Source organism: Streptomyces sp. NBC_00091 (assembly GCF_026343185.1).
Classification (GTDB): Bacteria; Actinomycetota; Actinomycetes; order Streptomycetales; family Streptomycetaceae; genus Streptomyces.
Genome location: NZ_JAPEMA010000001.1, coordinates 1,687,551 through 1,709,157, shown reverse-complemented (window position 1 = coordinate 1,709,157; position 21,607 = coordinate 1,687,551). Strand labels below are relative to the sequence as shown.

The window sequence follows — 21,607 nt, the reverse complement described above, 5'->3', positions numbered from 1 at the left end:
GGGCATTACGGGCCTGGCATGACCGGGCCGGGTCCTACCAGGCGGTCTGCGCCGAGCCCACGCCGGACTTCTCGTTCGGGAGCAGCAGCCACAGCGCCAGGTAGATGAGGAACTGCGGTCCGGGCAGCAGGCACGAGGCGACGAAGATGATCCGCATCGTCCGCGCCTTGATGCCGAAACGTCGTGCGAGCCCGGCGCAGACGCCGCCGATCATCCGTCCGTCACGGGGGCGGGTAATCGCGCTCATGGTTTTCTCCTTCGTACGGGACCGCGGTTGTTTTCCGCGATGCCTCAATACTCGCGCGGTACCGCCGACAGAACCTCGGTCCAAGGGCCGATGCCGACCCTGGTAATTCTCGGGGTGGGCCCCTGAGACGCGTACGAGCGGCGCAGCCTGGCGCGCAGCACCGGTACGACGGCCGCGTGGACGATCACCACCCCGGCGGTGTTCAGCAGCAGCGCGTCCACGTCCAGCACCCGGCCCGGTACCGCGGTCTGGAGCATCTCGATGCTCAGCGAGATCAGTACCGCCGCGGCCGCCGTCCGCGCCAGCGAGGACCACGCGGCCAGCGCCCCGGGCGCCAGCCGCCCCCCGGCCAGCGGCAGCAGCACCCCCAGCGGGGCCAGCAGCGCCAGCCCCTCGCCGATCCGCCGGGCCGCCTCCAGCGGCCCGTAGGCGAGGTCCGCCCTGATCCCCTCCAGCGGGGTCAGGTTCGCGGCCGCGGCCCAGGGGATGTCCAGGGGGCGCAGGGTCAGCCATCCGACGAGCAGCAGATGCGCGGCCAGCAGGGCCCCGCTCAGGAGCCGGGACCGAACCGGGAGCTGTGTGGCGGTGGCGGCGCTGCCGCTGCCCTCATGACGGTGCACACCTGCGAGGACGCACCCCCCGGTGGCGGCGGTTCCGGTGGTTCCGGGACTTCCGGCACTTCCGGCACTTCCGGGCACTGCCCCGGCCCGCCCGCCCCGCGGACGGGTCAGCCGGTGGCCAGGAGCACGGCCAGCAGCACCGCTCCGGCCACGGCGGGCGCGATGATCTCGTACGCCCACCGCACGGTGACGCCGCCCTGGGCGCCGGGCCGGGCGGCCCCGCGCTCGGCGAGCTCGCGCAGCTCGTCCACGGCCTGGTCGGCGGAGGCCCGCTTCGGCTGGGCGGGCGCCGCCGCCGTCTCGTCCTGCTTGGTCATGCCCTTGCCGCGCAGCGCGTCACGGCGGCTGAACTGGCTGCCGGCCTTCTTGCGCTCGCGCAGCGACACCGGCACCGACCACAGCTGGTACTTCGACCCCTGCGCCAGCACCTCCGCCGAGTACCCGGCGCGCACCGCGTCGACCGCGGCCCACGGCAGCTCGATGTTCCGGAAGGGGTTGCGGACCCGCATCCGGTCGTCGTTGGCGAAGACGGCCGGCCGGATGGTGAACGCCACGATCAGCGGTACGGCGCACAGCGCGACGGCGATCCCGATCCACCGGGCGTTCCCCCCGCCCCGTACGACGGCGTCCCCGCACAGCCAGGCGACGAGCGCGAGCAGCAGCACCCCGGTGACGACGGCCATGGGGGAGCGGTAGACGCGGTCGGCGTAGACCGGCTCGTGGGGGGAGGGCGTAGTCATGCGGCCGATTCTGCCGCATGACCGGCCGGGCGGTGCGGGCGCGCGGGCCCGGAAGCTCCGATGGCGGATGTCACGCCCATATGTGCAAGAGGGGGGTGACAGGTCGCTACGCGCGTAGATATGCTCATCTGGTGACCATGCCCACCACCCTCACCGCATTCGCTGACGTGACGACGTCCGACAGCGCGCTGCGCCGCTTCCTGCACGGGCTGCCCGGCGTAGACGCAGTCGGCCTGGAGGCCCGCGCGGCCTCCCTCGGCACCCGCTCGATCAAGACGACGGCCAAGGCGTACGCCATCGACCTGGCCATCTCGATGATCGACCTGACGACGCTCGAGGGTGCGGACACCCCGGGCAAGGTCCGGGCGCTCTCCGCCAAGGCCGTCAACCCCGATCCGACCGACCGTACGACGCCCATGACCGCCGCGGTCTGCGTCTACCCCGACATGGTGGCCACCGCCAAGGCCGCGCTGCACGGAGCCGACGTCAAGGTCGCCTCCGTCGCCACCGCCTTCCCGGCCGGCCGCGCGGCCCTGCCCGTCAAGCTCGCCGACACCCGTGACGCCGTCGCCGCCGGCGCCGACGAGATCGACATGGTCATCGACCGTGGCGCCTTCCTCGCCGGCCGCTACCTGGAGACGTACGAGCTGATCAGGGCCATCAAGGCCGCCTGCGTCCGCGAGGACGGCACCGCCGCCCGCCTGAAGGTCATCTTCGAGACCGGCGAGCTGTCGACGTACGACAACATCCGCCGCGCCTCCTGGATCGGCATGCTCGCGGGCGCCGACTTCATCAAGACCTCCACCGGCAAGGTCGGCGTCAACGCCACCCCCGCCAACACGCTGCTGATGCTCGAAGCCGTCCGCGACTTCAAGGCGCAGACTGGAATCCAGATCGGCGTGAAGCCGGCCGGCGGCATCCGCACCACCAAGGACGCCATCAAGTTCCTGGTCCTGGTCAACGAGACCGCGGGCGAGGACTGGCTCTCCAACCACTGGTTCCGTTTCGGCGCCTCCAGCCTGCTGAACGACCTGCTCATGCAGCGCCAGAAGCTGAGCACCGGGCGTTACTCCGGTCCCGACTACGTGACGGTGGACTGATCACCATGGCATCCCTCTTCGAGTACGCACCGGCCCCCGAGTCCCGCTCGGTCGTCGACATCGCCCCCTCCTACGGGCTCTTCATCGACGGCGAGTTCACCGACGCCGCCGACGGCAAGGTCTTCAAGACCGTCAGCCCCTCCAGCGAGGAGGTGCTGGCCGAGGTCGCCCAGGCCGGCGCCGCCGACGTGGACCGCGCCGTCAAGGCCGCCCGCAGGGCCTTCGAGAAGTGGTCCGCGCTGCCGGGCTCCGAGCGCGCCAAGTACCTCTTCCGCATCGCCCGGATCATCCAGGAGCGCAGCCGCGAGCTGGCCGTCCTGGAGACCCTGGACAACGGCAAGCCGATCAGGGAGACCCGCGACGCGGACCTCCCGCTGGTCGCCGCGCACTTCTTCTACTACGCGGGCTGGGCCGACAAGCTCGACCACGCCGGCTACGGCGCGAACCCGCGGCCGCTGGGTGTGGCGGGCCAGGTCATCCCCTGGAACTTCCCCCTCCTCATGCTCGCGTGGAAGATCGCCCCGGCGCTCGCCACCGGCAACACCGTCGTCCTCAAGCCCGCCGAGACCACGCCCCTGTCGGCGCTGTTCTTCGCGGACATCTGCCGCCAGGCCGGTCTGCCCAAGGGCGTCGTCAACATCCTCACCGGGTACGGGGACGCGGGCGCGGCCCTCGTCGAGCACCCGGACGTCAACAAGGTCGCCTTCACCGGCTCGACGGCCGTGGGCAAGAAGATCGCCCGCCACGTCGCCGGCACCGACAAGAAGGTCACCCTGGAGCTGGGCGGCAAGGGCGCCAACATCGTCTTCGACGACGCCCCCATCGACCAGGCCGTCGAGGGCATCGTCAACGGCATCTTCTTCAACCAGGGCCAGGTCTGCTGCGCGGGCTCGCGCCTGCTGGTCCAGGAGTCGATCCACGACGAGCTGCTCGACTCCCTCAAGCGCCGCCTCTCCACGCTGCGCCTGGGCGACCCGCTCGACAAGAACACCGACATCGGCGCGATCAACTCCGCCGAGCAGCTCGCCCGGATCACCGCGCTCGCGGAGACCGGCGAGGCCGAGGGCGCCGAGCGCTGGTCCCCGGCCTGCGAGCTGCCGTCGGCCGGCTACTGGTTCGCCCCGACGCTCTTCACGAACGTCACCCAGGCGCACACCGTCGCCCGCGACGAGATCTTCGGCCCGGTGCTGTCCGTGCTGACCTTCCGCACCCCGGACGAGGCCGTCGCCAAGGCCAACAACAGCCAGTACGGCCTGTCCGCCGGCATCTGGACGGAGAAGGGCTCCCGCATCCTCGCGGTCGCCAACAAGCTCCGCGCGGGTGTGGTGTGGGCCAACACGTTCAACAAGTTCGACCCGACCTCGCCCTTCGGCGGCTACAAGGAGTCGGGCTTCGGCCGCGAGGGCGGTCGCCACGGCCTGGAGGGCTACCTCGATGTCTGAGTCTTCTGCGACCCGTCTGAACGTCTTCAAGACCTACAAGCTGTACGTCGGGGGCAAGTTCCCCCGCTCCGAGAGCGGCCGGGTGTACGAGGTGAGCGACTCGAAGGGGAAGTGGCTGGCCAACGCCCCGCTGTCCTCCCGCAAGGACGCGCGTGACGCGGTCGTCGCCGCGCGCAAGGCCTTCGGCGGCTGGTCGGGCGCCACCGCCTACAACCGCGGGCAGATCCTCTACCGCATCGCCGAGATGCTGGAGGGCCGCCGGGACCAGTTCGTCCGCGAGGTCGGCGAGGCCGAGGGGCTGTCCAAGTCGAAGGCCGCGGCCGTCGTCGACGCGGCGATCGACCGCTGGGTCTGGTACGCGGGCTGGACCGACAAGATCGGCCAGATCGTGGGCGGGGCCAACCCGGTCGCGGGCCCGTTCTTCAACCTCTCCACCCCGGAGCCGACCGGTGTCGTCACCGTCGTCGCCCCGCAGGAGTCGTCCTTCCTGGGCCTGGTCTCGGTGATCGCCCCGGTGATCGCCACCGGCAACACGGCCGTCGTGATCGCCTCGGAGAAGTCCCCGCTCCCCGCCCTCTCCCTGGGCGAGGTGCTGGCCACCTCCGACCTGCCCGGCGGCGTGGTCAACATCCTGTCCGGCAAGGCCTCCGAGATGGGCCCGCACCTGGCGGCCCACCAGGACGTCAACGCGATCGACCTGGCGGGTGCCGACGCGGCGCTGGCCAAGGACCTGGAGATCGCGGCGGCGGACAACCTCAAGCGCGTCCTGCGTCCACAGCCTGTGGACGACTGGTCCGCGGACCCGGGCACGCACCGGATGACGGCGTTCCTGGAGACCAAGACGGTCTGGCACCCGACGGGCTCGCTGGGGGCGTCGGGCTCCTCGTACTAGGCAGCCCACGAAGCGAAGGCCCCGGCAGCGCGAGCGCTGCCGGGGCCTTTCGTATGCCTGCTGCTTACTGCTTACTGCCTACTGCCTACTGGTGGGGCAGTACCGGCCCGAGCAGCGAGGAAACCGCGGCGGTGGGCAGTTCCCGGACCGAGGGACCCTGGGTCAGGATCCCGGTGACCATCCCGGTGCCCACGGCCGGGAAGTCCGCGACCTTGGTCCCCACCCCGTTGTCCAGGGGGTCCACCCCGGTCTTGGCCAGCGGGTTCACCTTGAGGTTCGCGATCGGGTCGGCGACACCGGCCACCGCCGCCTGGAGGTCGGTCTCCGCGGCGGCGTGGGCCCCGCCGGCCGCCATCGCCAGGGCCGCCCCGGCCATGGAGAGGGTCAGGCCGGCGGAACGGAGCCGGTTCGGAGACGGGTCGTGGGCTGCGTGACGGGCCATGGGTTCGGATTCCTGCCTGTGGTCGTAGTCGCGTGCGCACGCAGCGTAGTGGAGGTGCGGTCGGGGATTCCAGCCGGTCACCCGGACGTACGGGTTCCACTGCCGTGTCCGCTCGGGGTCGGCGCAGCCGCCGATGATGCGAAGGAGGTGTGACGGTGCTCGCAGGGCCCGTCGTCGGTGTGTTGATACCGGGGGTCATGCCTCACACTGGTTTCCCGTGAGCTGTTCATCTCCCCTTCCCACGCGCGTCGTCCTGCTGACCGGTCCCTCGGGATCCGGCAAGTCCTCGCTGGCGGCCCGCTCGGGCCTCCCCGTACTGCGCCTGGACGACTTCTACAAGGAGGGGACGGACCCGACCCTTCCGCTGGTCGAGGGCAGCTCCGACATCGACTGGGACTCCCCGCTGTCGTGGGACGCCGACACCGCCGTCGCCGCCATAGCGGAGCTGTGCGCGTCCGGGCGTACGGACGTCCCCGTCTACTCCATCGCCACGTCCTCGCGGACCGGCGCGGAGACCCTGGACATCGACCGGACGCCGCTGTTCATCGCGGAGGGGATCTTCGCCGCCGACATCGCGGCGCGCTGCCAGGAGCTGGGCCTCCTCGCCGACGCCCTCTGCCTGCGCGGGCGGCCCTCGACCACCTTCCGCCGCCGCCTCGCGCGCGATCTGCGGGAGGGCCGCAAGTCCCTGCCGTTCCTGCTGCGCAGGGGTTTTCGCCTGATGCGGGCGGAGCGGGGCATCGTGGCCCGGCACGTCGCCCTCGGCGCGTACGCCTGCGGCCGCGACGAGGCCCTGGGCCGCCTCGCGGCGGCCGCCGCGGGCCGCCACCGCTCGGCGAGCTCCACGACCGCGTAGCCCCTGGGGCTCAGGCGGGGCAGCCGGGGACGGTTCTCCGGCGGGACCTCGACCGCCACGGCCACACCCCGCACAAGTGAAAAGGCGGGATCACGCGGACCCCCGGCCGCTTGATCCCGCCTCTTCTCCCCCTGCGGCCTCCGCCCCACCCCCGTAGGACGGACCCCCCGGCCCCATGGTCTTGTGGCCCCCGTGGCCTTTGGCCTCGCGGCCTTTGGCCCCATGGCCTTTGGTCAGGCGACGAGCTCCCCGAAGGACTCCGCCTCGTCACGCCCGAAGCTCAGCACCTCGTCGTCCCGCAGCCGGCGCAGCGAGCGCCAGATGCTCGACTTCACGGTGCCGACGCTGATGCCCAGGATCTCGGCGATCTCCGGGTCCGTACGGCCCTCGTAGTAGCGCAGCACGAGCATCGTGCGCTGCGGCTCCGGGATGCGGGCCAGCGCCTGCCACAGCACCGCACGCAGCTCCGTGCCGCGCATGGCGTCCGTGTCGGAGGCCGTCTCCGGCAGCTCCTCGGTCGGGTACTCGTTCAGCTTCCGCCGGCGCCAGGCGCTGATGTGCAGGTTCGTCATCGTGCGCCGCAGGTAGCCGCCGACGGCCGCCTTGTCGCTGATCCGGTCCCAGGCGCGGTACGTGGAGAACAGCGCGCTCTGGAGCAGGTCCTCGGCCTCGTGGCGGTCGCCGGTGAGGTGGAAGGCCGTCGCGTACAGCGCGGCCCGCCGCTCCTGGACGTACGCCGTGAACTCCGCCTCGGAAGAGGAGGACGGGGTGCGCTGTGCGGGAACCGCCTGGTACTGCTTCGCGTCAATGGCTGTGACGTGTGCCGGCCGCTGACGGGCGACCGTCACCGTACGGACACCCGCCCGGCGGTTCACATCGTGCAGCCGCGTGACAACCGCGCTGGTCGTGGTGCTGTGCAGCGTGTTCATCTCGCGCCCCCCGTCGTGGAGTCTGCTTCGGTCCGTCGGTTCGATGACAAAAGACTGCCCGCCGGACATAACCAGGGTGTCCGCCGACTGTCACAGGCCTGTCACAGCCACCGGCGTGCCCGTCGGTGGCGCGATTGCCTCCGTCCGGACGGTCGAGTGCGGACGGCCGATGGGACAGAATGAGCGCGTGCCTTTCCTGTTGCTGATCGAGGACGACGACGCCATCCGCACGGCCCTCGAACTCTCCCTGTCACGCCAGGGCCACCGAGTGGCCACCGCGGCGACGGGCGAGGACGGCCTGAAACTGCTGCGCGAGCAGCGGCCGGACCTGATCGTGCTGGATGTGATGCTGCCCGGGATCGACGGCTTCGAGGTGTGCCGGCGGATCCGCCGCACCGACCAGCTGCCGATCATCCTGCTCACCGCGCGCAGCGACGACATCGATGTCGTCGTGGGCCTGGAGTCCGGCGCCGACGACTACGTGGTCAAGCCCGTCCAGGGCCGGGTGCTCGACGCCCGCATCCGGGCCGTGCTGCGCCGCGGCGAGCGCGAGGCGAGCGACTCCGCCGTCTTCGGGTCCCTGGTCATCGACCGGGCCGCGATGACGGTGACGAAGAACGGCGAGGACCTCCAGCTGACCCCGACCGAGCTGCGGCTGCTACTGGAACTCAGCCGCCGGCCCGGCCAGGCGCTGTCCCGCCAGCAGCTGCTGCGGCTCGTCTGGGAGCACGACTACCTCGGCGACTCGCGGCTCGTCGACGCCTGCGTGCAGCGGCTGCGCGCCAAGGTCGAGGAAGTGCCCTCCTCACCGACCCTGATCCGCACCGTCCGGGGCGTCGGCTACCGGCTGGACTCCCCGCAGTGATCAAGGCCCTGTTCGCGGGCCGGCGCTGGACCAGCCTGCGGCTGCGCCTGCTCGTGGTGTTCGCGCTGGTCGCGCTGACGGCCGCGGTCTCCGCGTCCGGGATCGCGTACTGGCTCAACCGCGAGGCGGTGCTCAGCCGGACCCAGGACGCCGCCCTCGGCGACTTCCGCCGGGAGATGCAGCTGCGGGCCGCGGCCCTGCCCGCGGACCCGACGACCGAGGAGATGCAGCGCACCGCCGAGCAGATGGCGGGCGGCAGCCCCGGGTACAGCGTGCTGCTCGTTCACGAACGCAAGGACGGGCGCAAGGTGACCGGCGCGTCGGGCGCGGTCCCCTTCGGGCTGAACGACGTACCGAAGACCCTCCAGCACGCGGTGAACGACCGGCAGAAGACCACGGCCGCCAACGACTCCGAGTACCACATGTACTGGCAGCGGACGAAGCCGCAGGGCAACCCGTACCTGGTCGGCGGCACGCGGATCGTGGGCGGCGGGCCCACGGGCTACATGTACAAGTCGCTCGCCACGGAACGGGACGACCTCAACGCGCTGGGCTGGTCGCTGACCATCGCGACCGGGCTCGCCCTGCTCGGGTCGGCGCTGCTCGCGCAGGCGGCGGCGCGGACCGTGCTGAAGCCCGTCCAGCGGCTCGGGGACGCGGCGCGGCGGCTCGGCGAGGGCGAGCTGGACCACCGGCTCGACGTGTCGGGGACCGATGAACTCGCCGATCTGTCACGGACGTTCAACCGGACGGCGGAGGCGCTGGAGAAGAAGGTCGCCGACATGAGCGCGCGGGAGGAGGCGAGTCGGCGGTTCGTGGCCGACATGTCGCACGAACTGCGCACGCCGCTCACGGCGTTGACGGCGGTCGCCGAGGTGCTGGAGGAGGAGGTCGACGACCTCGATCCGATGATCGCGCCGGCGGTGGGCCTGGTGGTGAGCGAGACCCGGCGGCTGAACGACCTGGTCGAGAACCTGATGGAGGTCACCCGCTTCGACGCGGGGACGGCCCGGCTGGTGCTGGACGACGTGAACGTCGCCGACCAGGTCACGGCGTGCATCGACGCGCGGGCCTGGCTGGACGCGGTCGAACTCGACGCCGGGCGCGGGATCGTGGCACGGCTCGACCCGCGGCGGCTCGACGTGATCCTGGCCAACCTGATCGGCAACGCGCTCAAGCACGGCGGCTCGCCGGTGCGGGTGTCGGTGGGCGTGGAGGGGGAGTGGCTGGTGATCGCGGTCAAGGACAACGGGCCGGGCATCCCGGAAGCGGTGCTGCCGCACGTCTTCGACCGCTTCTACAAGGCGAGCGCGTCCCGGCCGAAGTCGGACGGGAGCGGGCTGGGCCTGTCGATCGCCATGGAGAACGCGCACATCCACGGCGGTGACATCACGGCCGCGAACGGGCCGGACGGCGGCGCGGTGTTCACGCTGCGGCTTCCGGTGGATGTGGGGAAGGTGATCGCTGGTGGTGGCGTGGACGCGTAGGACGCGTAGGACGCGTAGGACGCGTGGGGCTTGTGGGGCTCGTGGGGCTCTGCTGTTGGTTGGGGTGTTCGTGCTGTCCGGGTGCGGCATCCGGGCCACGACGGTGCCGGTCGACGTGGGCGCGGCGCCGTCCCGGGTCTCCTGCGAGACCGCCGGTCAGCCGGCCGGGCAGAGCGGGGTGCAGGGCTTCCGGGCCACGGTGGAGCTGGTCTGCGGATCGCAGCTGGTGGGCGTGGAGCGGGTGGTACCGGTACCCGAGAAGAGGGTCGCGCGGGATCCCGTGGTGCTGGTCGCGCAGGCGCTGCTGGAGGAACTGGAGCGGACCCCGTCGGCGGAGGAACGGGACGGGGGCTTCACCACCAGCGTCCCGGACGGGCTGTCGGCGTCCCCGGCGCGGCCGGGCGACCCGACGGGGACGCTGCGGCTGAGCCGCAAGCCGGAGGACCTGCCGCCGGTGGCGCTGTCGCAGGTCGTGTGCACCCTGGCGGCGAGCGAAGCCGTCTCGGCGGGGCCGGGGCCGGTGGTGCTCGGCGGACCGGACGCGGACCCGCCGCGGGCGTGGGAGTGCACCGACGCGGTCCGCTCCCGCCCGGAGTCGGTCCCGACCCTGGGCGAGCTGGTTCGGCCGTCTGGGTCGGCGTCGCCGTCGCCGTCGGCGGGGGTTACGCCGGGGGTGTGAGGCGGGGTTCCGGCGGGGCGGTGTCAGGGCTGGTTTGGGGGTTTCCCGTCAGTCCCATCGTCCTTCCGTGTCGGGCCGGTCCCTCAAGGGCGCTCCCTTCGGTCGCGTCGCTTCGCGATGGCCTTCGGCCACCCTTGACCGACCGTCCCGCCCCGGAAAGACAAGGACTGCCGGGAAGCCCCCAAAGGAACGGTCACGGGGCAGGAGGGAGAGGGGCGGGTCTCTCAGGGATGAGGCGAGGGGCCGGGCCTTGGTACGCCGGGCATCCGGGCCCGTCCAGCCCTGCCGCAGGGTTGGGGGCCCGGGCGCGGCAGATCGCTACGCGCTTCTCATGTCCCAGCGTCCGACGGCCGTCTTGGGCTGATACCTGCACCAGGTGGTGACCAGGGTGAGGCGGGAAGCACGGAGGCGCGTCAGATCGCTACGCGCTCCCCATGTCTCGGCGTCCGCGGCCCGTCTGCGGCTGGTCATGGGCTGGCTCGACGTTGGCGGGCCGCGGTGGTGAATCGCGGCCGGATGCGCCTCGGATGTACGCCCGCTCCATCCAGTGCTGGTGGACTACGGAGTCCGAGACGTTCTCGTTGATCACGGCCATCAGTTCGCCCTCGGTGCCGGATGCGATGTCGCGGACCCGGCGGCGGAGGAGCCGGTGCGGCACGTACTCGTAGCGTTCACTCATGGGGCAGTCCCTCGAAGGTAGCGAGGAAGCGCTCCCAGCCGGCGAGCGCACGGTCGAGGAGTTCGGCACTGGGCTCGCTACGCACGATGCGGCCGGTCACGGGCCACTCCCAGGAGCCGGAGGTCGTACCGGGGCCGTGACTCCGATTGACATCAGACGTCGCCATATCTGCGCCCTTTCGTAGGTTCGTAGCCACGTTGTTTGCGACAACACCCAGGAAAGCGCGCCGATTCGGGGATCTCCACGGCATCCGTGCGGCAGGCTTGAGGCAGATCCGTGCACGAGAGCCAAGGCGGCCAGAGGCACAAGAAGGGGTCGTCATGGGACTGGCCGAACGGCGCAAGACCCTGGGTTACAGTCAGGAGAAATTGGCCGAGTCACTTGGCGTGGACCGCACAACGGTCGGACGCTGGGAGAGCGGCAAGATCGCACCGCAGCCGTCTCAGCGGCCAGCCTTGGCGAGCATCCTGGGAATCAGCCTCCACGAGCTGGAAGCCCTCCTGTCACCGTCACAAACGGCAGAGCAGGGGGCCGCGCGGCAGAAGTCCAGTGACCACCCGAGCGCGGGAGACCCCGACGAGATGATCCGCCGCGAATTCCTCCGCATACTCACTATCAGCGGCGCGCTGACCGCCCTTCCGTTCGACGAAGCGGAGGCGCTGGCCGACGGCGTGCACAGGGGCAACCCGGCGGACTTCGCGCGGATGAACAGCCACCTGTGGCAGGTCTACCAACTCGCACGGTCCAAGAGGACGGTGTATCCCGTCGTTCGCGATCAACTGGCCACGCTGAACGAGGCCCTGGCCGGAGGTCGCCGTGGCAACACGCCACCCCTCCTCAATGCGGCGGCCGACCTTTTCCAACTTGCCGGTGAAGTGGCTTTCGACGCCAACCGGTATGTGGACGCGGCGTCCTCCTATGCTCTGGCGGCGTCCGTGAGCAAGGAGGCCGGGGCATACGACCTGTGGGCGTGCGCGCTCGTTCGTCATGCCTACGTGGACGTGTCCGAGCACCGGTACCGCCAAGCGGCCGAGGTCCTGAGCGCGGCGGAACGCGTCGCCGCCCGGGGCGACGGCACCCTGTCCACCCGGCACTGGGTCGCATCGGTGCAGGCTGAGGCACACGCCGGCCTGGGGGACCTGACGGGCTGCGAGAAGGCACTTGCCCGGGCGGAGGAAGTTCAGCACCTCGCTGACAACAGCTCGAATGGCGGGTGGCTCCGTTTTGACGGCACGCGGCTGGCCGAGGAGCGCGGTGCGCGATACGTACAGCTCGGCCGTTTCGACCTGGCAGACGAGACGCTCAAGCAGGCGCTGGATCAGAGCGCGCTGGCTTTCGGACACTCGTATCGCCGAAGGGGCGCGGTGCTGGTCGACTTGGCCGTGATCGGGGCCAAGCGCCGGGATCCGGACCAGGTGGTGGACTACGCCCGTGAGGCGCTGGACCTGGCCCACGCATCATCGTCGGGGTACATCGCCCGTAGACTCCGAAGCCTGTGCGACGAGTTCGGCCCCCTGAGCCGAGACCAGCGCGTGGCGGGTCTGGGGGCGGAGATCGCCACGCTGAGGACACCGTGACGAGAGGGGTTGGCATGTCGCAGACCGAAGGCGCACGACTGTTCCGGGAAACCTGGATCGCGGGGGTGCATCAGCACTTCCCCGGTGAGCCGAAGGCCGGCTACGTGACTCCCTGGGACGACACGCCTCAGTGGGAACGTGAGGCCGCAGGGGCCGTGTACGCGCAGGTCCGCCAGTTCATCGAGATCAGCGGCGGCAACACGGACCGGCTGTCCCGCGAGCAGAAGAGCCGCTTCGTCGCCACCTGCTGGACCGCCCAGATGTTCAAGCAGTTCGAGGACCCGAAACCGGGCTACGTGGCCGACTGGCCGGACCTCCCGAACTGGCAGCAGGAGACCGACGCGGACATCTTCGAGGCCATCGAGAAGTCACTCACCTGAAGCCCGTGAGCCGAGCACTGCGTCAGGGTGATGGCTGATGCCGGATTGGACGGCCACGGCCCCCTGAGCTGGAGCTCAGGGGGCCGTGGAGTACGCCGGACGGAGTCTGGCGCAGCGGCGCGAAGCCGGTGAGGCCCGCCAGGGCCGAGCCGTGCGAGCGGCGCGTCAAAAAGGGGTCAGAGGCCCATGGCTGCTGAGAGGTCCTTCTTGATCGCGTCCAGGATCTCCTGGCCGCGGACGCGGGCGTCCGCGAGGTCGGAGGCCTCGGGGACCGGGACCACGACCTCCAGGTAGCACTTCAGCTTGGGTTCCGTGCCGGACGGGCGGCAGATCACGCGGGCCTTGTAGTCGCCGTCCAGGTAGTAGCGCAGGCCGTCCGTGGGCGGGAGCTTCGCCGTGCCCTGGGACAGGTCCTCCGCCGAGACTACGCGCAGGCCCGCCAGGGAGGTCGGGGGCTGCGCGCGGAGCTGCGCCATGGCGTCGGCGATGACCGAGAGGTCCGAGACGCGGACCGAGAGCTGGTCGGTGTGGTGCAGGCCGTGGGCCATCGCCAGGTCGTCCAGCAGGTCGGTCAGGCTGCGGCCCTGCTCCTTGAGTTCGGAGGCGAGTTCGGCGACCAGCAGGGCGGCGGTGACGCCGTCCTTGTCGCGGACGCCCTCGGGGTCCACGCAGTAGCCGAGCGCCTCCTCGTAGCCGTAGCGCAGGCCCTCGACGCGGGCGATCCACTTGAAGCCGGTGAGGGTCTCCTCGTACGGCAGGCCCGCGGCTTCCGCGATCCGGCCGAGGAGGCTGGAGGAGACGATGGACTCCGCGAAGGTGCCCTGCGCGCCCTTGTGGACCAGGTGGGCCGCCAGCAGCGCGCCGACCTCGTCGCCGCGCAGCATCCGCCAGCCGCCGTTGTCGGGAACCGCCACCGCGCAGCGGTCGGCGTCCGGGTCGTTCGCGATCACGATGTCCGGCTGGACCTCGGCGGCCTTCGCGAAGGACAGGTCCATCGCGCCCGGCTCCTCCGGGTTGGGGAAGGCGACCGTGGGGAACGCCGGGTCGGGTTCGGCTTGCTCGGAGACCAGTACCGGGGCCGGGAAGCCGTGCCGGGCGAAGGCCGCCATGACGACGTCCTTGCCGACGCCGTGCATGGCCGTGTAGACGGTCCGCACGCCCCGGGGGGACCCGGGGGTCAGGACGGCGTCCGTACGGGTCAGGTAGGCCTCCAGGACCTCCTCGTCGAGCTGCAGCCAGCCGTCGGCCGGGCGGGGGACGGAGGCGAGGGAGGAGATCGCGTCGATCTCCGCCGCGATCTCCACGTCCGCCGGGGAGACGATCTGCGAGCCGTCGCCGAGGTAGACCTTGTAGCCGTTGTCCCGCGGGGGATTGTGGCTCGCGGTCACCTCGACGCCGGCGACGGCGCCCAGGTGCCTTATGGCGTACGCGAGGACGGGCGTCGGCAGCGGCCGGGGCAGGACGGCCGCGCGCAGGCCGGCGCCGGTCATGACGGCGGCGGTGTCACGGGCGAAGTCCGCCGACTTGTACCGGGCGTCGTAGCCGACGACGACGAGGCCGCCGGCGTGGCCCTGGGCCTTCAGGTAGGCCGCCAGGCCCGCCGCGGCCCGGATGACCACGGAGCGGTTCATTCGCATCGGGCCCGCGCCCAGCTCGCCGCGCAGTCCGGCGGTGCCGAACTGGAGCGTGCCGGAGAAGCGGTCCGCGAGCTCGGCCGTGTCGCCGGCGTCGACGAGGTCGGCCAGCTCCTTCGCCGTCTCGGGGTCCGGGTCCTCGGCCAGCCAGGCCCGGGCCCGGGTGAGCAGGTCGTCCTGTCCCTGTTCCTGCACTACTTCCGCCTTGCCTCTCGTACGTCGTCGGTCGTCGATCAGATGCGGGCGAGCACCTGCGTCAGCAGCGTGCCCATGCGGGCGGCCGAGTCGCGGCCGGCCTGGAGCACCTCTTCGTGGTTCAGCGGCTCGCCGGACAGGCCCGCGGCCAGGTTGGTGACCAGGGAGATGCCGAGCACGTCCGCACCGGCCTCACGGGCGGCGATGGCCTCGAGCACGGTGGACATGCCGACCAGGTCGGCGCCCATGACGCGGATCATGTTGATCTCGGCCGGGGTCTCGTAGTGCGGGCCGGGGAACTGGACGTACACGCCCTCTTCGAGGGTCGGGTCGATCTCCTTGCACATCGCGCGGAGCTTCGGCGAGTACAGGTTCGTGAGGTCCACGAAGTTCGCGCCGACGATCGGCGAGGTGGCCGTGAGGTTGAGGTGGTCGCTGATCAGGACGGGCTGGCCGGGCTTCATGCCCTCGCGCAGGCCGCCACAGCCGTTGGTGAGGACGATGGTCTTGCAGCCGGCGGCGACGGCGGTGCGCACGCCGTGGGCGACGGCGGCGACGCCGCGGCCCTCGTAGTAGTGGGTCCGGCCGAGGAAGACCAGGGCGTGCTTGTCGCCGATCTTGTACGAGCGGATCTTGCCGCCGTGGCCCTCGACGGCGGCGGGGGGGAAGCCGGGCAGCTCGGTGACGAGGAACTCGGACTCGGGGGCGCCGAGCGCCTCTGCGGCGGGGGCCCAGCCGGAGCCCATGACGAGGGCGACATCGTGGGATTCGACGCCGGTGAGCTCGCGGAGGCGGGCGGCGGCGGCGTCGGCGGCGGCGAAGGGGTCGGTAACAGATGCGTTCACGCGGAAGAGCGTAGCCGCTGTTGGCCTACGCGCGTAGATGGCACAGCTCACGGTGTTCGGATCGTTGCCTTGTCGTTTCCGCCGAAACCTTCCGATTGGCGCGGCGGATTCCGTCCGGCGGGGGGTGCGGGTGCCGGGTGCGGGTGGCGGGCCGCTGCGCGGGGCCGGGTCCCCTACCCGCCCTTCGCCCGTTCCCCGGGGCGCTGCCCCGGACCCCGCGCCTCAAACGCCGGCGGGGCTGAAGGACCCTGGGGCTCCGCCCCGGACCCCGCGCCTCAAACGCCGGCGGGGCTGGATCTTTCAGCCTCGCCGGCGTTTGAGGCGCGGGCGCGGAGCGCCGTGTCGTGAGCCGCGCCGGCGATTGAGGCGGGAACGGGCGAAGGGCGGGTAGGGGACGGCCCCGCGCAGCGGCTACCGCCGGCAGGCCCCGCCCCGCCCCCCCCGCCCCGGGTCCGGCGGACGGAGTCCGGCGCGGCGGCGCGAAGCCGGGGAGGCCGCTCGCGGCCGAGTCGAGCGAGCGGCGGGTCATGGGGCCGCCTCAGCAGGGGCGCTTGCGGAGTTCCATCACGTAGTCGTGCGGCGCGCCCGCGGACTCGGCGGCGTCGGCGATCTCGCCGAGGTAGCGCGCCGACGGCAGGCCGCCCTCGTAGCCGTTGAGGACGTAGCACCAGGCGGCTTCCTCGCCGTCCAGGGTGTGGACCCGGATCCGCATGCGGCGGTAGATGTCCAGGCCGACGCCCTCCCAGCGGTCCATGGAGTCCTCGTCCAGCGGGGCGATGTCGTAGAGGGCGACGAAGACCTGCTGCCGGGGGGCTTCGACGATCGTGGCGAGAGCGCCCTCCCAGCCCATCTGCTCGCCGCCGAAGGTCAGCCGCCAGTCGTTGATCCAGCCTGTGCCGCGCAGCGGTGAATGGGGAGCGCGGCGCGTCATCAGCCGCGGGTCGAGGTTGCCGGCGTACGCGGCGTAGAGCGACATGAGGTCGAGGGTACGGGAGGGTCGCCCCGGCACGCGTGTCCGGATGGTGCGAGCACCTTGATGCGTGCGGGACAATGGGGCACGGAATGCATCCCCCGGGGAGACCCCCCGGAACACCGGCCGGGGCGGCAGCCGGCCGGGTAGACGTGAGGCGGACTTTTCGTGACCCGGATCGTGATCATCGGCGGCGGACCCGGCGGGTATGAGGCGGCCCTGGTGGGGGCCCAGCTCGGCGCGGAGGTGACCGTCGTCGACTGCGACGGTCTGGGCGGGGCGTCGGTGCTGACCGACTGCGTGCCCTCGAAGACCCTCATCGCGACCGCAGAGGTCATGACGACCTTCGACTCGTCGTACGAGGAACTGGGGATCGTCGTCGCGGACGACACCCCGCACATCGAGCAGGCCGCGCGCGTCGTCGGCGTGGACCTCGGCAAGGTGAACCGCCGCGTCAAGCGCCTCGCGCTGGCGCAGTCCCACGACATCACCGCCTCCGTGACCCGGGCCGGCGCCCGCGTGCTGCGCGGCCGCGGCAAGCTCGGCGGGCCGCAGGGCATCGACGGCACCCGGGACGTCATCGTCACCGCGGCCGACGGCTCGGAGACGATCCTCACCGCCGACGCCGTGCTGATCGCCACCGGCGGCCACCCCCGCGAGATCCCGGACGCGATGCCCGACGGGGAGCGGATCCTGAACTGGACCCAGGTCTACGACCTGGAGGAGCTCCCCGAGGAGCTGATCGTGGTCGGCTCCGGTGTGACCGGTGCCGAGTTCGCCGGCGCGTACCAGGCCCTGGGCTCCCGGGTGACCCTGGTGTCCTCGCGCGACCGGGTGCTGCCGGGTGAGGACCCGGACGCGGCCGCCGTCCTGGAGGACGTCTTCCGCCGCCGCGGCATGAACGTCATCGGCCGCTCGCGCGCCGAGTCCGCCAAGCGGGTCGGCGACCGGGTGGAGGTGACCCTGTCCGACGGGCGGGTGATCACGGGTACGCACTGCCTGATGGCGGTCGGCGCGATCCCGAACACCAAGGACATGAACCTGGAGGAGTCCGGGGTCCGGCTCAAGGAGTCCGGGCACATCTGGACCGACAAGGTGTCGCGTACGTCCTCGCCGGGCGTGTACGCCGCGGGTGACGTCACCGGGATCTTCGCGCTCGCGTCCGTCGCCGCCATGCAGGGCCGCATCGCGATGTACCACTTCCTCGGCGACGCGGTGGCCCCGCTGAACCTCAAGACGGTGTCCTCGAACGTCTTCACCGACCCCGAGATCGCCACCGTCGGTTACACCCAGGCCGACGTGGACGCCGGCAAGATCGACGCCCGCGTGGTGAAGCTGCCGCTGCTGCGCAACCCGCGCGCGAAGATGCAGGGCATCCGGGACGGCTTCGTGAAGCTGTTCTGCCGCCCGGGCACGGGCATCGTGGTCGGCGGCGTGGTCGTTTCGCCGCGCGCGAGCGAGCTGATCCACCCCATCTCGATCGCCGTCGACAACAACCTGACCGTCGAGCAGATCGCAAACGCGTTCACGGTGTACCCCTCGCTGTCCGGATCGATCGCGGAAGTGGCCCGCCAGCTGCACACCCGCAAGGCGGCCGGCGAGGCGTAGGGCCCGCCTCCGGCGCCCCAACCGCCCCTCCCCACACGGGGGTTGGGGCGGACGCCGAGGTGGGGCGCGGATGCGCGACGGCCGGCCGGGCAACGGCCGGGCCGCGTATACCACTAGTTGGCCCGCTGTATGGACAACTTCGGTATTCCGGCGCAAAGAGCTGAAAGCAGACGGTCGTTGGGGTTACTGTCAGTTTCGTGTTCGCTGCTGAACGTCGCCAATTGATCCTCGAAATGGTGCGGGCCAACGGTGCGGTATCGCTCCGTGAGCTCGCCCGCGTCGTCCAGACCTCCGAAGTGACCGTACGGCGGGACGTGCGGGCACTGGAGGCAGAAGGACTCCTCGACCGCCGCCACGGCGGTGCGGTTTTGCCGGGCGGTTTCACGCGTGAGTCCGGCTTTCCGCAGAAATCCCATCTCGCCACGGCGGAGAAGACCGCCATCGCCGATGTCGCGGCCGGCCTCGTCGAAGAAGGCGAGGCCGTCGTCGTCGGCGCGGGTACCACGACCCAGGAGCTGGCCCGCCGGCTCGCCCGGGTGCCCGGTCTCACTGTCGTCACCAACTCGCTGCTCGTCGCCCAGGCCCTGGCGCACGCCAACCGGGTGGAGGTGGTGATGACCGGCGGCACGCTGCGCGGCTCGAACTACGCCCTCGTCGGCAGCGGAGCCGAGCAGTCCCTCCAGGGGCTGCGGGTGTCCCGGGCCTTCCTGTCCGGGAGCGGGCTGACCGCGGAGCGCGGGCTGTCCACCTCCAACATGCTCTCCGCGAGCGTGGACCGGGCGCTGGTGCAGGCCGCCGCAGAGGTGGTCGTACTCGCCGACCACACGAAGCTCGGCACCGACACCATGTTCCAGACCGTGCCGACGGACGTGATGACGCGGCTGGTGACGGACGAGCCACCGCCGCACGACGAACGGGCCGCCACCGAGCTCCAGGCGCTGGCCGACCAGGGCGTGCAGATCACCGTGGCCGGCTCGGCCCCGGCCGCCGGCACCGGTCACGCCGGCGCCGGCGGGGAGGGCATGCCGGGGCGCAGGCCGCGCCGGGACTCCCCCCTGCCGGTCCAGCGGCGCGGCGGCCCCACCGCCCAGCTGCGCAGCGCCCCCGCGTCCCTGCTGGAGCAGCAGGCGGGGGAACGGGCCCGGGTCGCGGACATGCGGCGCCGCTAGCCGCTCGGTGGGGGCCCTGCCCCCAGGGGCTGGGTGTGCGTGAAGGCCCCCGCCCCGGATACCGGGGCGGGGGCCTTCACGTCGGCTGAGGGCGTCAGTCCTTGATCTCGCAGATGGTGGCGCCGGAGGTGAGGGAGGCGCCGACCTCGGCGGTCAGGCCGACGATGGTGCCGGAGCGGTGCGCGTTCAGCGGCTGCTCCATCTTCATCGCCTCGAGCACGACGACCAGGTCGCCCTCGTTGACCTGCTGGCCCTCCTCGACCGCGACCTTGACGATCGTGCCCTGCATCGGGGACGCGAGGGTGTCGCCGGACGCGGCCGGGCCGGACTTCTTGGCGGCGCGGCGCTTGGGCTTGGCACCGCCCGCGGCGGCCGTGCGGGCCAGGGTCATGCCCAGCGAGGACGGGAGGGAGACCTCCAGGCGCTTGCCGCCGACCTCGACGACGACGGTCTCACGGCCCGGCTCGTCCTCGGTCTCCTCGGCTGCCGGAGCGGCGAACGGCTTGATCTCGTTGACGAACTCCGTCTCGATCCAGCGCGTGTGGACCTTGAACGGGGTGCCGTCGGTGGGGGCGAAGGCCAGGTCGGAGACGACCGCGCGGTGGAAGGGGATGGCGGTGGCCATGCCCTCCACGTTGAACTCCGCCAGGGCGCGCGCGGCGCGCTGCAGGGCCTGCTCGCGGGTGGCGCCGGTGACGATCAGCTTGGCGAGCAGCGAGTCCCAGGCGGGGCCGATGACCGAGCCGGTCTCGACGCCCGCGTCCAGGCGCACGCCGGGGCCGGTGGGCGGGGCGAAGAGGGTGACGGTGCCCGGGGCCGGCAGGAAGCCCCGGCCCGGGTCCTCGCCGTTGATGCGGAACTCGAAGGAGTGGCCGCGCAGCTCCGGGTCGCCGTAGCCGAGCTCCTCGCCGTCGGCGATGCGGAACATCTCCCGGACGAGGTCGATGCCGGTGACCTCCTCGGTCACCGGGTGCTCGACCTGGAGGCGGGTGTTGACCTCGAGGAAGGAGATGGTCCCGTCGGTGCCGACGAGGAACTCCACGGTGCCCGCGCCGACGTAGCCGGCCTCCTTGAGGATGGCCTTGGACGCGGCGTACAGCTCGGCGTTCTGGGCTTCCGTCAGGAAGGGGGCCGGGGCCTCCTCGACGAGCTTCTGGTGGCGGCGCTGGAGCGAGCAGTCGCGGGTGGAGACGACGACCACGTTGCCGTGGGAGTCCGCCAGGCACTGGGTCTCGACGTGGCGCGGCCGGTCGAGGTAGCGCTCGACGAAGCACTCGCCGCGGCCGAAGGCGGCCACGGCCTCGCGCACGGCGGAGTCGAACAGCTCGGGCACCTCTTCGAGGGTGCGGGCGACCTTGAGGCCGCGGCCGCCGCCGCCGAACGCCGCCTTGATGGCGATGGGCAGGCCGTGCTCCCGGGCGAAGGCGACGACCTCGTCGGCCCCGGAGACGGGGTCGGGGGTGCCGGCGACCAGGGGGGCCCCGGCGCGCTGGGCGATGTGGCGGGCGGCCACCTTGTCGCCGAGGTCGCGGATGGCCTGCGGCGGCGGGCCGATCCAGGTCAGGCCCGCGTCGATGACGGCCTGGGCGAAGTCGGCGTTCTCGGAGAGGAAGCCGTATCCGGGGTGGATGGCGTCCGCTCCGGAGTCCGCGGCGGCCTGCAGGACCTTCGCGATGTCGAGGTAGCTGGCGGCCGGGGTGTCACCGCCCAACGCGAAAGCTTCGTCTGCCGCGCGGACATGCAGGGCGTCCCGGTCCGGATCGGCGTAGACGGCTACGCTCGCGATTCCGGCATCCCGGCAGGCCCGAGCAACGCGGACAGCGATTTCGCCACGGTTGGCGATGAGCACCTTGCGCACGATGGCTCCCTCCTTGAAACAAGCTGAGTTTAGGGACTGCCGACACGGCCTTACGACCCTTCCCCGGTGGTGACCTTGCCCACACGGAGCGTGATGCGAGTGCCCCTTGAGTGCGAAAACCCTTGTGTCGCCCCAGGTCAGGGAGATCCCCGACTGCACAGTAACCCCGTTGTGCGGCGGAGGTCTCTGTTCAGCGGGTCAGCGGCCCCCGCTGATTCTTTGTGGAGTCCCTACGAACGGCCTATGCATTCTTTGAGTGAGAGCCGTCACGGTCGCCCTCCCGGGGGCCCGAACGGAGCGGCCCCGTAACGAAGCGGCCCCGGCCTCTTGTCCCAAGGTTTACTCGTTAGTAGCCTCCCAGGCGTCGAACACGCTTGTGGCGTGGGGAGGATG

The 21,607-nt window shown here is 71.6% G+C and carries 21 protein-coding genes; 11 read left to right on the top strand and 10 right to left on the bottom strand.

Features of this window, described 5'->3' with window-relative positions; all coding sequences use genetic code 11:
• Positions 1 to 34: 34 nt before the first annotated feature.
• The 3 genes from OOK34_RS07515 to OOK34_RS07505 form a co-directional block, all read right to left on the bottom strand.
• On the bottom strand, positions 35 to 247 hold the full coding sequence (locus OOK34_RS07515) for a PspC domain-containing protein (protein ID WP_267033093.1): 213 nt from the start codon (positions 245 to 247) through the stop codon (positions 35 to 37).
• A 44-nt stretch (positions 248 to 291) separates the two neighbouring features.
• Positions 292 to 801 carry a VanZ family protein gene (locus OOK34_RS07510; RefSeq protein ID WP_267036660.1) on the bottom strand — a complete coding sequence of 170 codons (510 nt, stop codon included), beginning with the start codon at positions 799 to 801 and terminating at the stop codon, positions 292 to 294.
• Positions 802 to 974: 173 nt separating this feature from the next.
• Positions 975 to 1,607 (bottom strand): PH domain-containing protein, encoded by a 633-nt coding sequence (locus OOK34_RS07505; protein WP_267033092.1) that lies wholly within the window; start codon positions 1,605 to 1,607, stop codon positions 975 to 977.
• Positions 1,608 to 1,744: 137 nt separating this feature from the next.
• Here OOK34_RS07505 and deoC point away from each other — a divergent pair, with 137 nt between their 5' ends.
• Genes deoC through OOK34_RS07490 form a run of 3 tightly spaced genes read left to right on the top strand, consistent with a single transcriptional unit; the run spans position 1,745 to position 5,041 of the window.
• Positions 1,745 to 2,707, top strand: coding sequence for a deoxyribose-phosphate aldolase (gene deoC, locus OOK34_RS07500; protein WP_267036659.1), 963 nt, complete (start codon positions 1,745 to 1,747; stop codon positions 2,705 to 2,707).
• Positions 2,708 to 2,712: 5 nt separating this feature from the next.
• On the top strand, positions 2,713 to 4,149 hold the full coding sequence (locus OOK34_RS07495; RefSeq protein ID WP_267033091.1) for an aldehyde dehydrogenase family protein: 1,437 nt from the start codon (positions 2,713 to 2,715) through the stop codon (positions 4,147 to 4,149).
• On the top strand, positions 4,142 to 5,041 hold the full coding sequence (locus tag OOK34_RS07490) for an aldehyde dehydrogenase family protein (protein ID WP_267033090.1): 900 nt from the start codon (positions 4,142 to 4,144) through the stop codon (positions 5,039 to 5,041). Before OOK34_RS07495 ends, OOK34_RS07490 begins: the two co-directional genes overlap by 8 nt.
• 85 nt (positions 5,042 to 5,126) lie before the next feature.
• On the opposite strand, the gene OOK34_RS07485 is transcribed toward OOK34_RS07490, so the two are convergent.
• Complete coding sequence (locus tag OOK34_RS07485; RefSeq protein WP_267033089.1) at positions 5,127 to 5,483, bottom strand: hypothetical protein; 357 nt, start codon at positions 5,481 to 5,483, stop codon at positions 5,127 to 5,129.
• 136 nt (positions 5,484 to 5,619) lie between these two features.
• Between OOK34_RS07485 and OOK34_RS07480 the strand changes: the two genes are divergently transcribed.
• Positions 5,620 to 6,339 carry a uridine kinase gene (locus tag OOK34_RS07480; protein ID WP_267036658.1) on the top strand — a complete coding sequence of 240 codons (720 nt, stop codon included), beginning with the start codon at positions 5,620 to 5,622 and terminating at the stop codon, positions 6,337 to 6,339.
• Positions 6,340 to 6,572: 233 nt separating this feature from the next.
• Here the strand turns inward: OOK34_RS07480 and OOK34_RS07475 are convergent, their stop codons facing one another.
• Positions 6,573 to 7,268 (bottom strand): SigE family RNA polymerase sigma factor, encoded by a 696-nt coding sequence (locus OOK34_RS07475; RefSeq protein ID WP_267033088.1) that lies wholly within the window; start codon positions 7,266 to 7,268, stop codon positions 6,573 to 6,575.
• A gap of 187 nt (positions 7,269 to 7,455) precedes the next feature.
• On the opposite strand from OOK34_RS07475, the gene afsQ1 reads away from it, so the two are divergent.
• The 3 genes from afsQ1 (at position 7,456) to OOK34_RS07460 (ending at position 10,299) form a co-directional block, all read left to right on the top strand.
• The gene (gene afsQ1 / locus OOK34_RS07470; protein ID WP_180291024.1) at positions 7,456 to 8,133 is read left to right on the top strand and encodes a two-component system response regulator AfsQ1; all 678 of its coding nucleotides are present in this window, start codon (positions 7,456 to 7,458) and stop codon (positions 8,131 to 8,133) included.
• Positions 8,130 to 9,620 carry a HAMP domain-containing sensor histidine kinase gene (locus OOK34_RS07465; RefSeq protein ID WP_267033087.1) on the top strand — a complete coding sequence of 497 codons (1,491 nt, stop codon included), beginning with the start codon at positions 8,130 to 8,132 and terminating at the stop codon, positions 9,618 to 9,620. Before afsQ1 ends, OOK34_RS07465 begins: the two co-directional genes overlap by 4 nt.
• A 70-nt stretch (positions 9,621 to 9,690) precedes the next feature.
• Positions 9,691 to 10,299 (top strand): hypothetical protein, encoded by a 609-nt coding sequence (locus OOK34_RS07460; protein WP_267033086.1) that lies wholly within the window; start codon positions 9,691 to 9,693, stop codon positions 10,297 to 10,299.
• A 421-nt stretch (positions 10,300 to 10,720) separates the two neighbouring features.
• Here the strand turns inward: OOK34_RS07460 and OOK34_RS07455 are convergent, their stop codons facing one another.
• Complete coding sequence (locus OOK34_RS07455) at positions 10,721 to 10,978, bottom strand: hypothetical protein (RefSeq protein WP_267033085.1); 258 nt, start codon at positions 10,976 to 10,978, stop codon at positions 10,721 to 10,723.
• Between the two features lie 320 nt (positions 10,979 to 11,298).
• Here OOK34_RS07455 and OOK34_RS07450 point away from each other — a divergent pair, with 320 nt between their 5' ends.
• Positions 11,299 to 12,555 (top strand): transcriptional regulator, encoded by a 1,257-nt coding sequence (locus OOK34_RS07450; protein WP_267033084.1) that lies wholly within the window; start codon positions 11,299 to 11,301, stop codon positions 12,553 to 12,555.
• A gap of 14 nt (positions 12,556 to 12,569) precedes the next feature.
• Positions 12,570 to 12,935, top strand: a complete 366-nt coding sequence (locus tag OOK34_RS07445; protein WP_267033083.1) for a hypothetical protein — start codon at positions 12,570 to 12,572, stop codon at positions 12,933 to 12,935.
• A 176-nt stretch (positions 12,936 to 13,111) separates the two neighbouring features.
• On the opposite strand, the gene OOK34_RS07440 is transcribed toward OOK34_RS07445, so the two are convergent.
• The 3 genes from OOK34_RS07440 to OOK34_RS07430 form a co-directional block, all read right to left on the bottom strand.
• Complete coding sequence (locus OOK34_RS07440) at positions 13,112 to 14,764, bottom strand: phospho-sugar mutase (RefSeq protein ID WP_267033082.1); 1,653 nt, start codon at positions 14,762 to 14,764, stop codon at positions 13,112 to 13,114.
• Between the two features lie 38 nt (positions 14,765 to 14,802).
• Positions 14,803 to 15,609, bottom strand: coding sequence for a purine-nucleoside phosphorylase (locus tag OOK34_RS07435; protein ID WP_267033081.1), 807 nt, complete (start codon positions 15,607 to 15,609; stop codon positions 14,803 to 14,805).
• A 538-nt stretch (positions 15,610 to 16,147) separates the two neighbouring features.
• The gene (locus tag OOK34_RS07430) at positions 16,148 to 16,585 is read right to left on the bottom strand and encodes a gamma-glutamylcyclotransferase (protein WP_007266087.1); all 438 of its coding nucleotides are present in this window, start codon (positions 16,583 to 16,585) and stop codon (positions 16,148 to 16,150) included.
• A 162-nt stretch (positions 16,586 to 16,747) separates the two neighbouring features.
• Here OOK34_RS07430 and OOK34_RS07425 point away from each other — a divergent pair, with 162 nt between their 5' ends.
• Positions 16,748 to 18,187: an NAD(P)H-quinone dehydrogenase gene (locus OOK34_RS07425; RefSeq protein ID WP_267033080.1), complete on the top strand. Its 1,440-nt coding sequence runs from the start codon at positions 16,748 to 16,750 to the stop codon at positions 18,185 to 18,187.
• A gap of 197 nt (positions 18,188 to 18,384) precedes the next feature.
• Positions 18,385 to 19,356 (top strand): DeoR/GlpR family DNA-binding transcription regulator, encoded by a 972-nt coding sequence (locus tag OOK34_RS07420; protein WP_267033079.1) that lies wholly within the window; start codon positions 18,385 to 18,387, stop codon positions 19,354 to 19,356.
• A 94-nt stretch (positions 19,357 to 19,450) separates the two neighbouring features.
• Here the strand turns inward: OOK34_RS07420 and OOK34_RS07415 are convergent, their stop codons facing one another.
• On the bottom strand, positions 19,451 to 21,214 hold the full coding sequence (locus tag OOK34_RS07415) for a biotin carboxylase N-terminal domain-containing protein (protein WP_267033078.1): 1,764 nt from the start codon (positions 21,212 to 21,214) through the stop codon (positions 19,451 to 19,453).
• Between the last annotated feature and the right edge of the window lie 393 nt (positions 21,215 to 21,607).

Excerpts from the sequence above, each read along its gene's own strand:
- deoC (WP_267036659.1), top strand. The coding sequence starts at position 1,745 with ATGCCCACCACCCTCACCGCATTCGCTGACGTGACGACGTCCGACAGC.
- OOK34_RS07515 (WP_267033093.1), bottom strand. The coding sequence starts at position 247 with ATGAGCGCGATTACCCGCCCCCGTGACGGACGGATGATCGGCGGCGTC.
- OOK34_RS07455 (WP_267033085.1), bottom strand. The coding sequence starts at position 10,978 with ATGAGTGAACGCTACGAGTACGTGCCGCACCGGCTCCTCCGCCGCCGG.
- OOK34_RS07475 (WP_267033088.1), bottom strand. The coding sequence starts at position 7,268 with ATGAACACGCTGCACAGCACCACGACCAGCGCGGTTGTCACGCGGCTG.
- OOK34_RS07480 (WP_267036658.1), top strand. The coding sequence starts at position 5,620 with ATGCGAAGGAGGTGTGACGGTGCTCGCAGGGCCCGTCGTCGGTGTGTT.
- OOK34_RS07450 (WP_267033084.1), top strand. The coding sequence starts at position 11,299 with ATGGGACTGGCCGAACGGCGCAAGACCCTGGGTTACAGTCAGGAGAAA.
- OOK34_RS07495 (WP_267033091.1), top strand. The coding sequence starts at position 2,713 with ATGGCATCCCTCTTCGAGTACGCACCGGCCCCCGAGTCCCGCTCGGTC.
- OOK34_RS07430 (WP_007266087.1), bottom strand. The coding sequence starts at position 16,585 with ATGTCGCTCTACGCCGCGTACGCCGGCAACCTCGACCCGCGGCTGATG.
- OOK34_RS07505 (WP_267033092.1), bottom strand. The coding sequence starts at position 1,607 with ATGACTACGCCCTCCCCCCACGAGCCGGTCTACGCCGACCGCGTCTAC.
- OOK34_RS07445 (WP_267033083.1), top strand. The coding sequence starts at position 12,570 with ATGTCGCAGACCGAAGGCGCACGACTGTTCCGGGAAACCTGGATCGCG.
- OOK34_RS07485 (WP_267033089.1), bottom strand. The coding sequence starts at position 5,483 with ATGGCCCGTCACGCAGCCCACGACCCGTCTCCGAACCGGCTCCGTTCC.
- OOK34_RS07490 (WP_267033090.1), top strand. The coding sequence starts at position 4,142 with ATGTCTGAGTCTTCTGCGACCCGTCTGAACGTCTTCAAGACCTACAAG.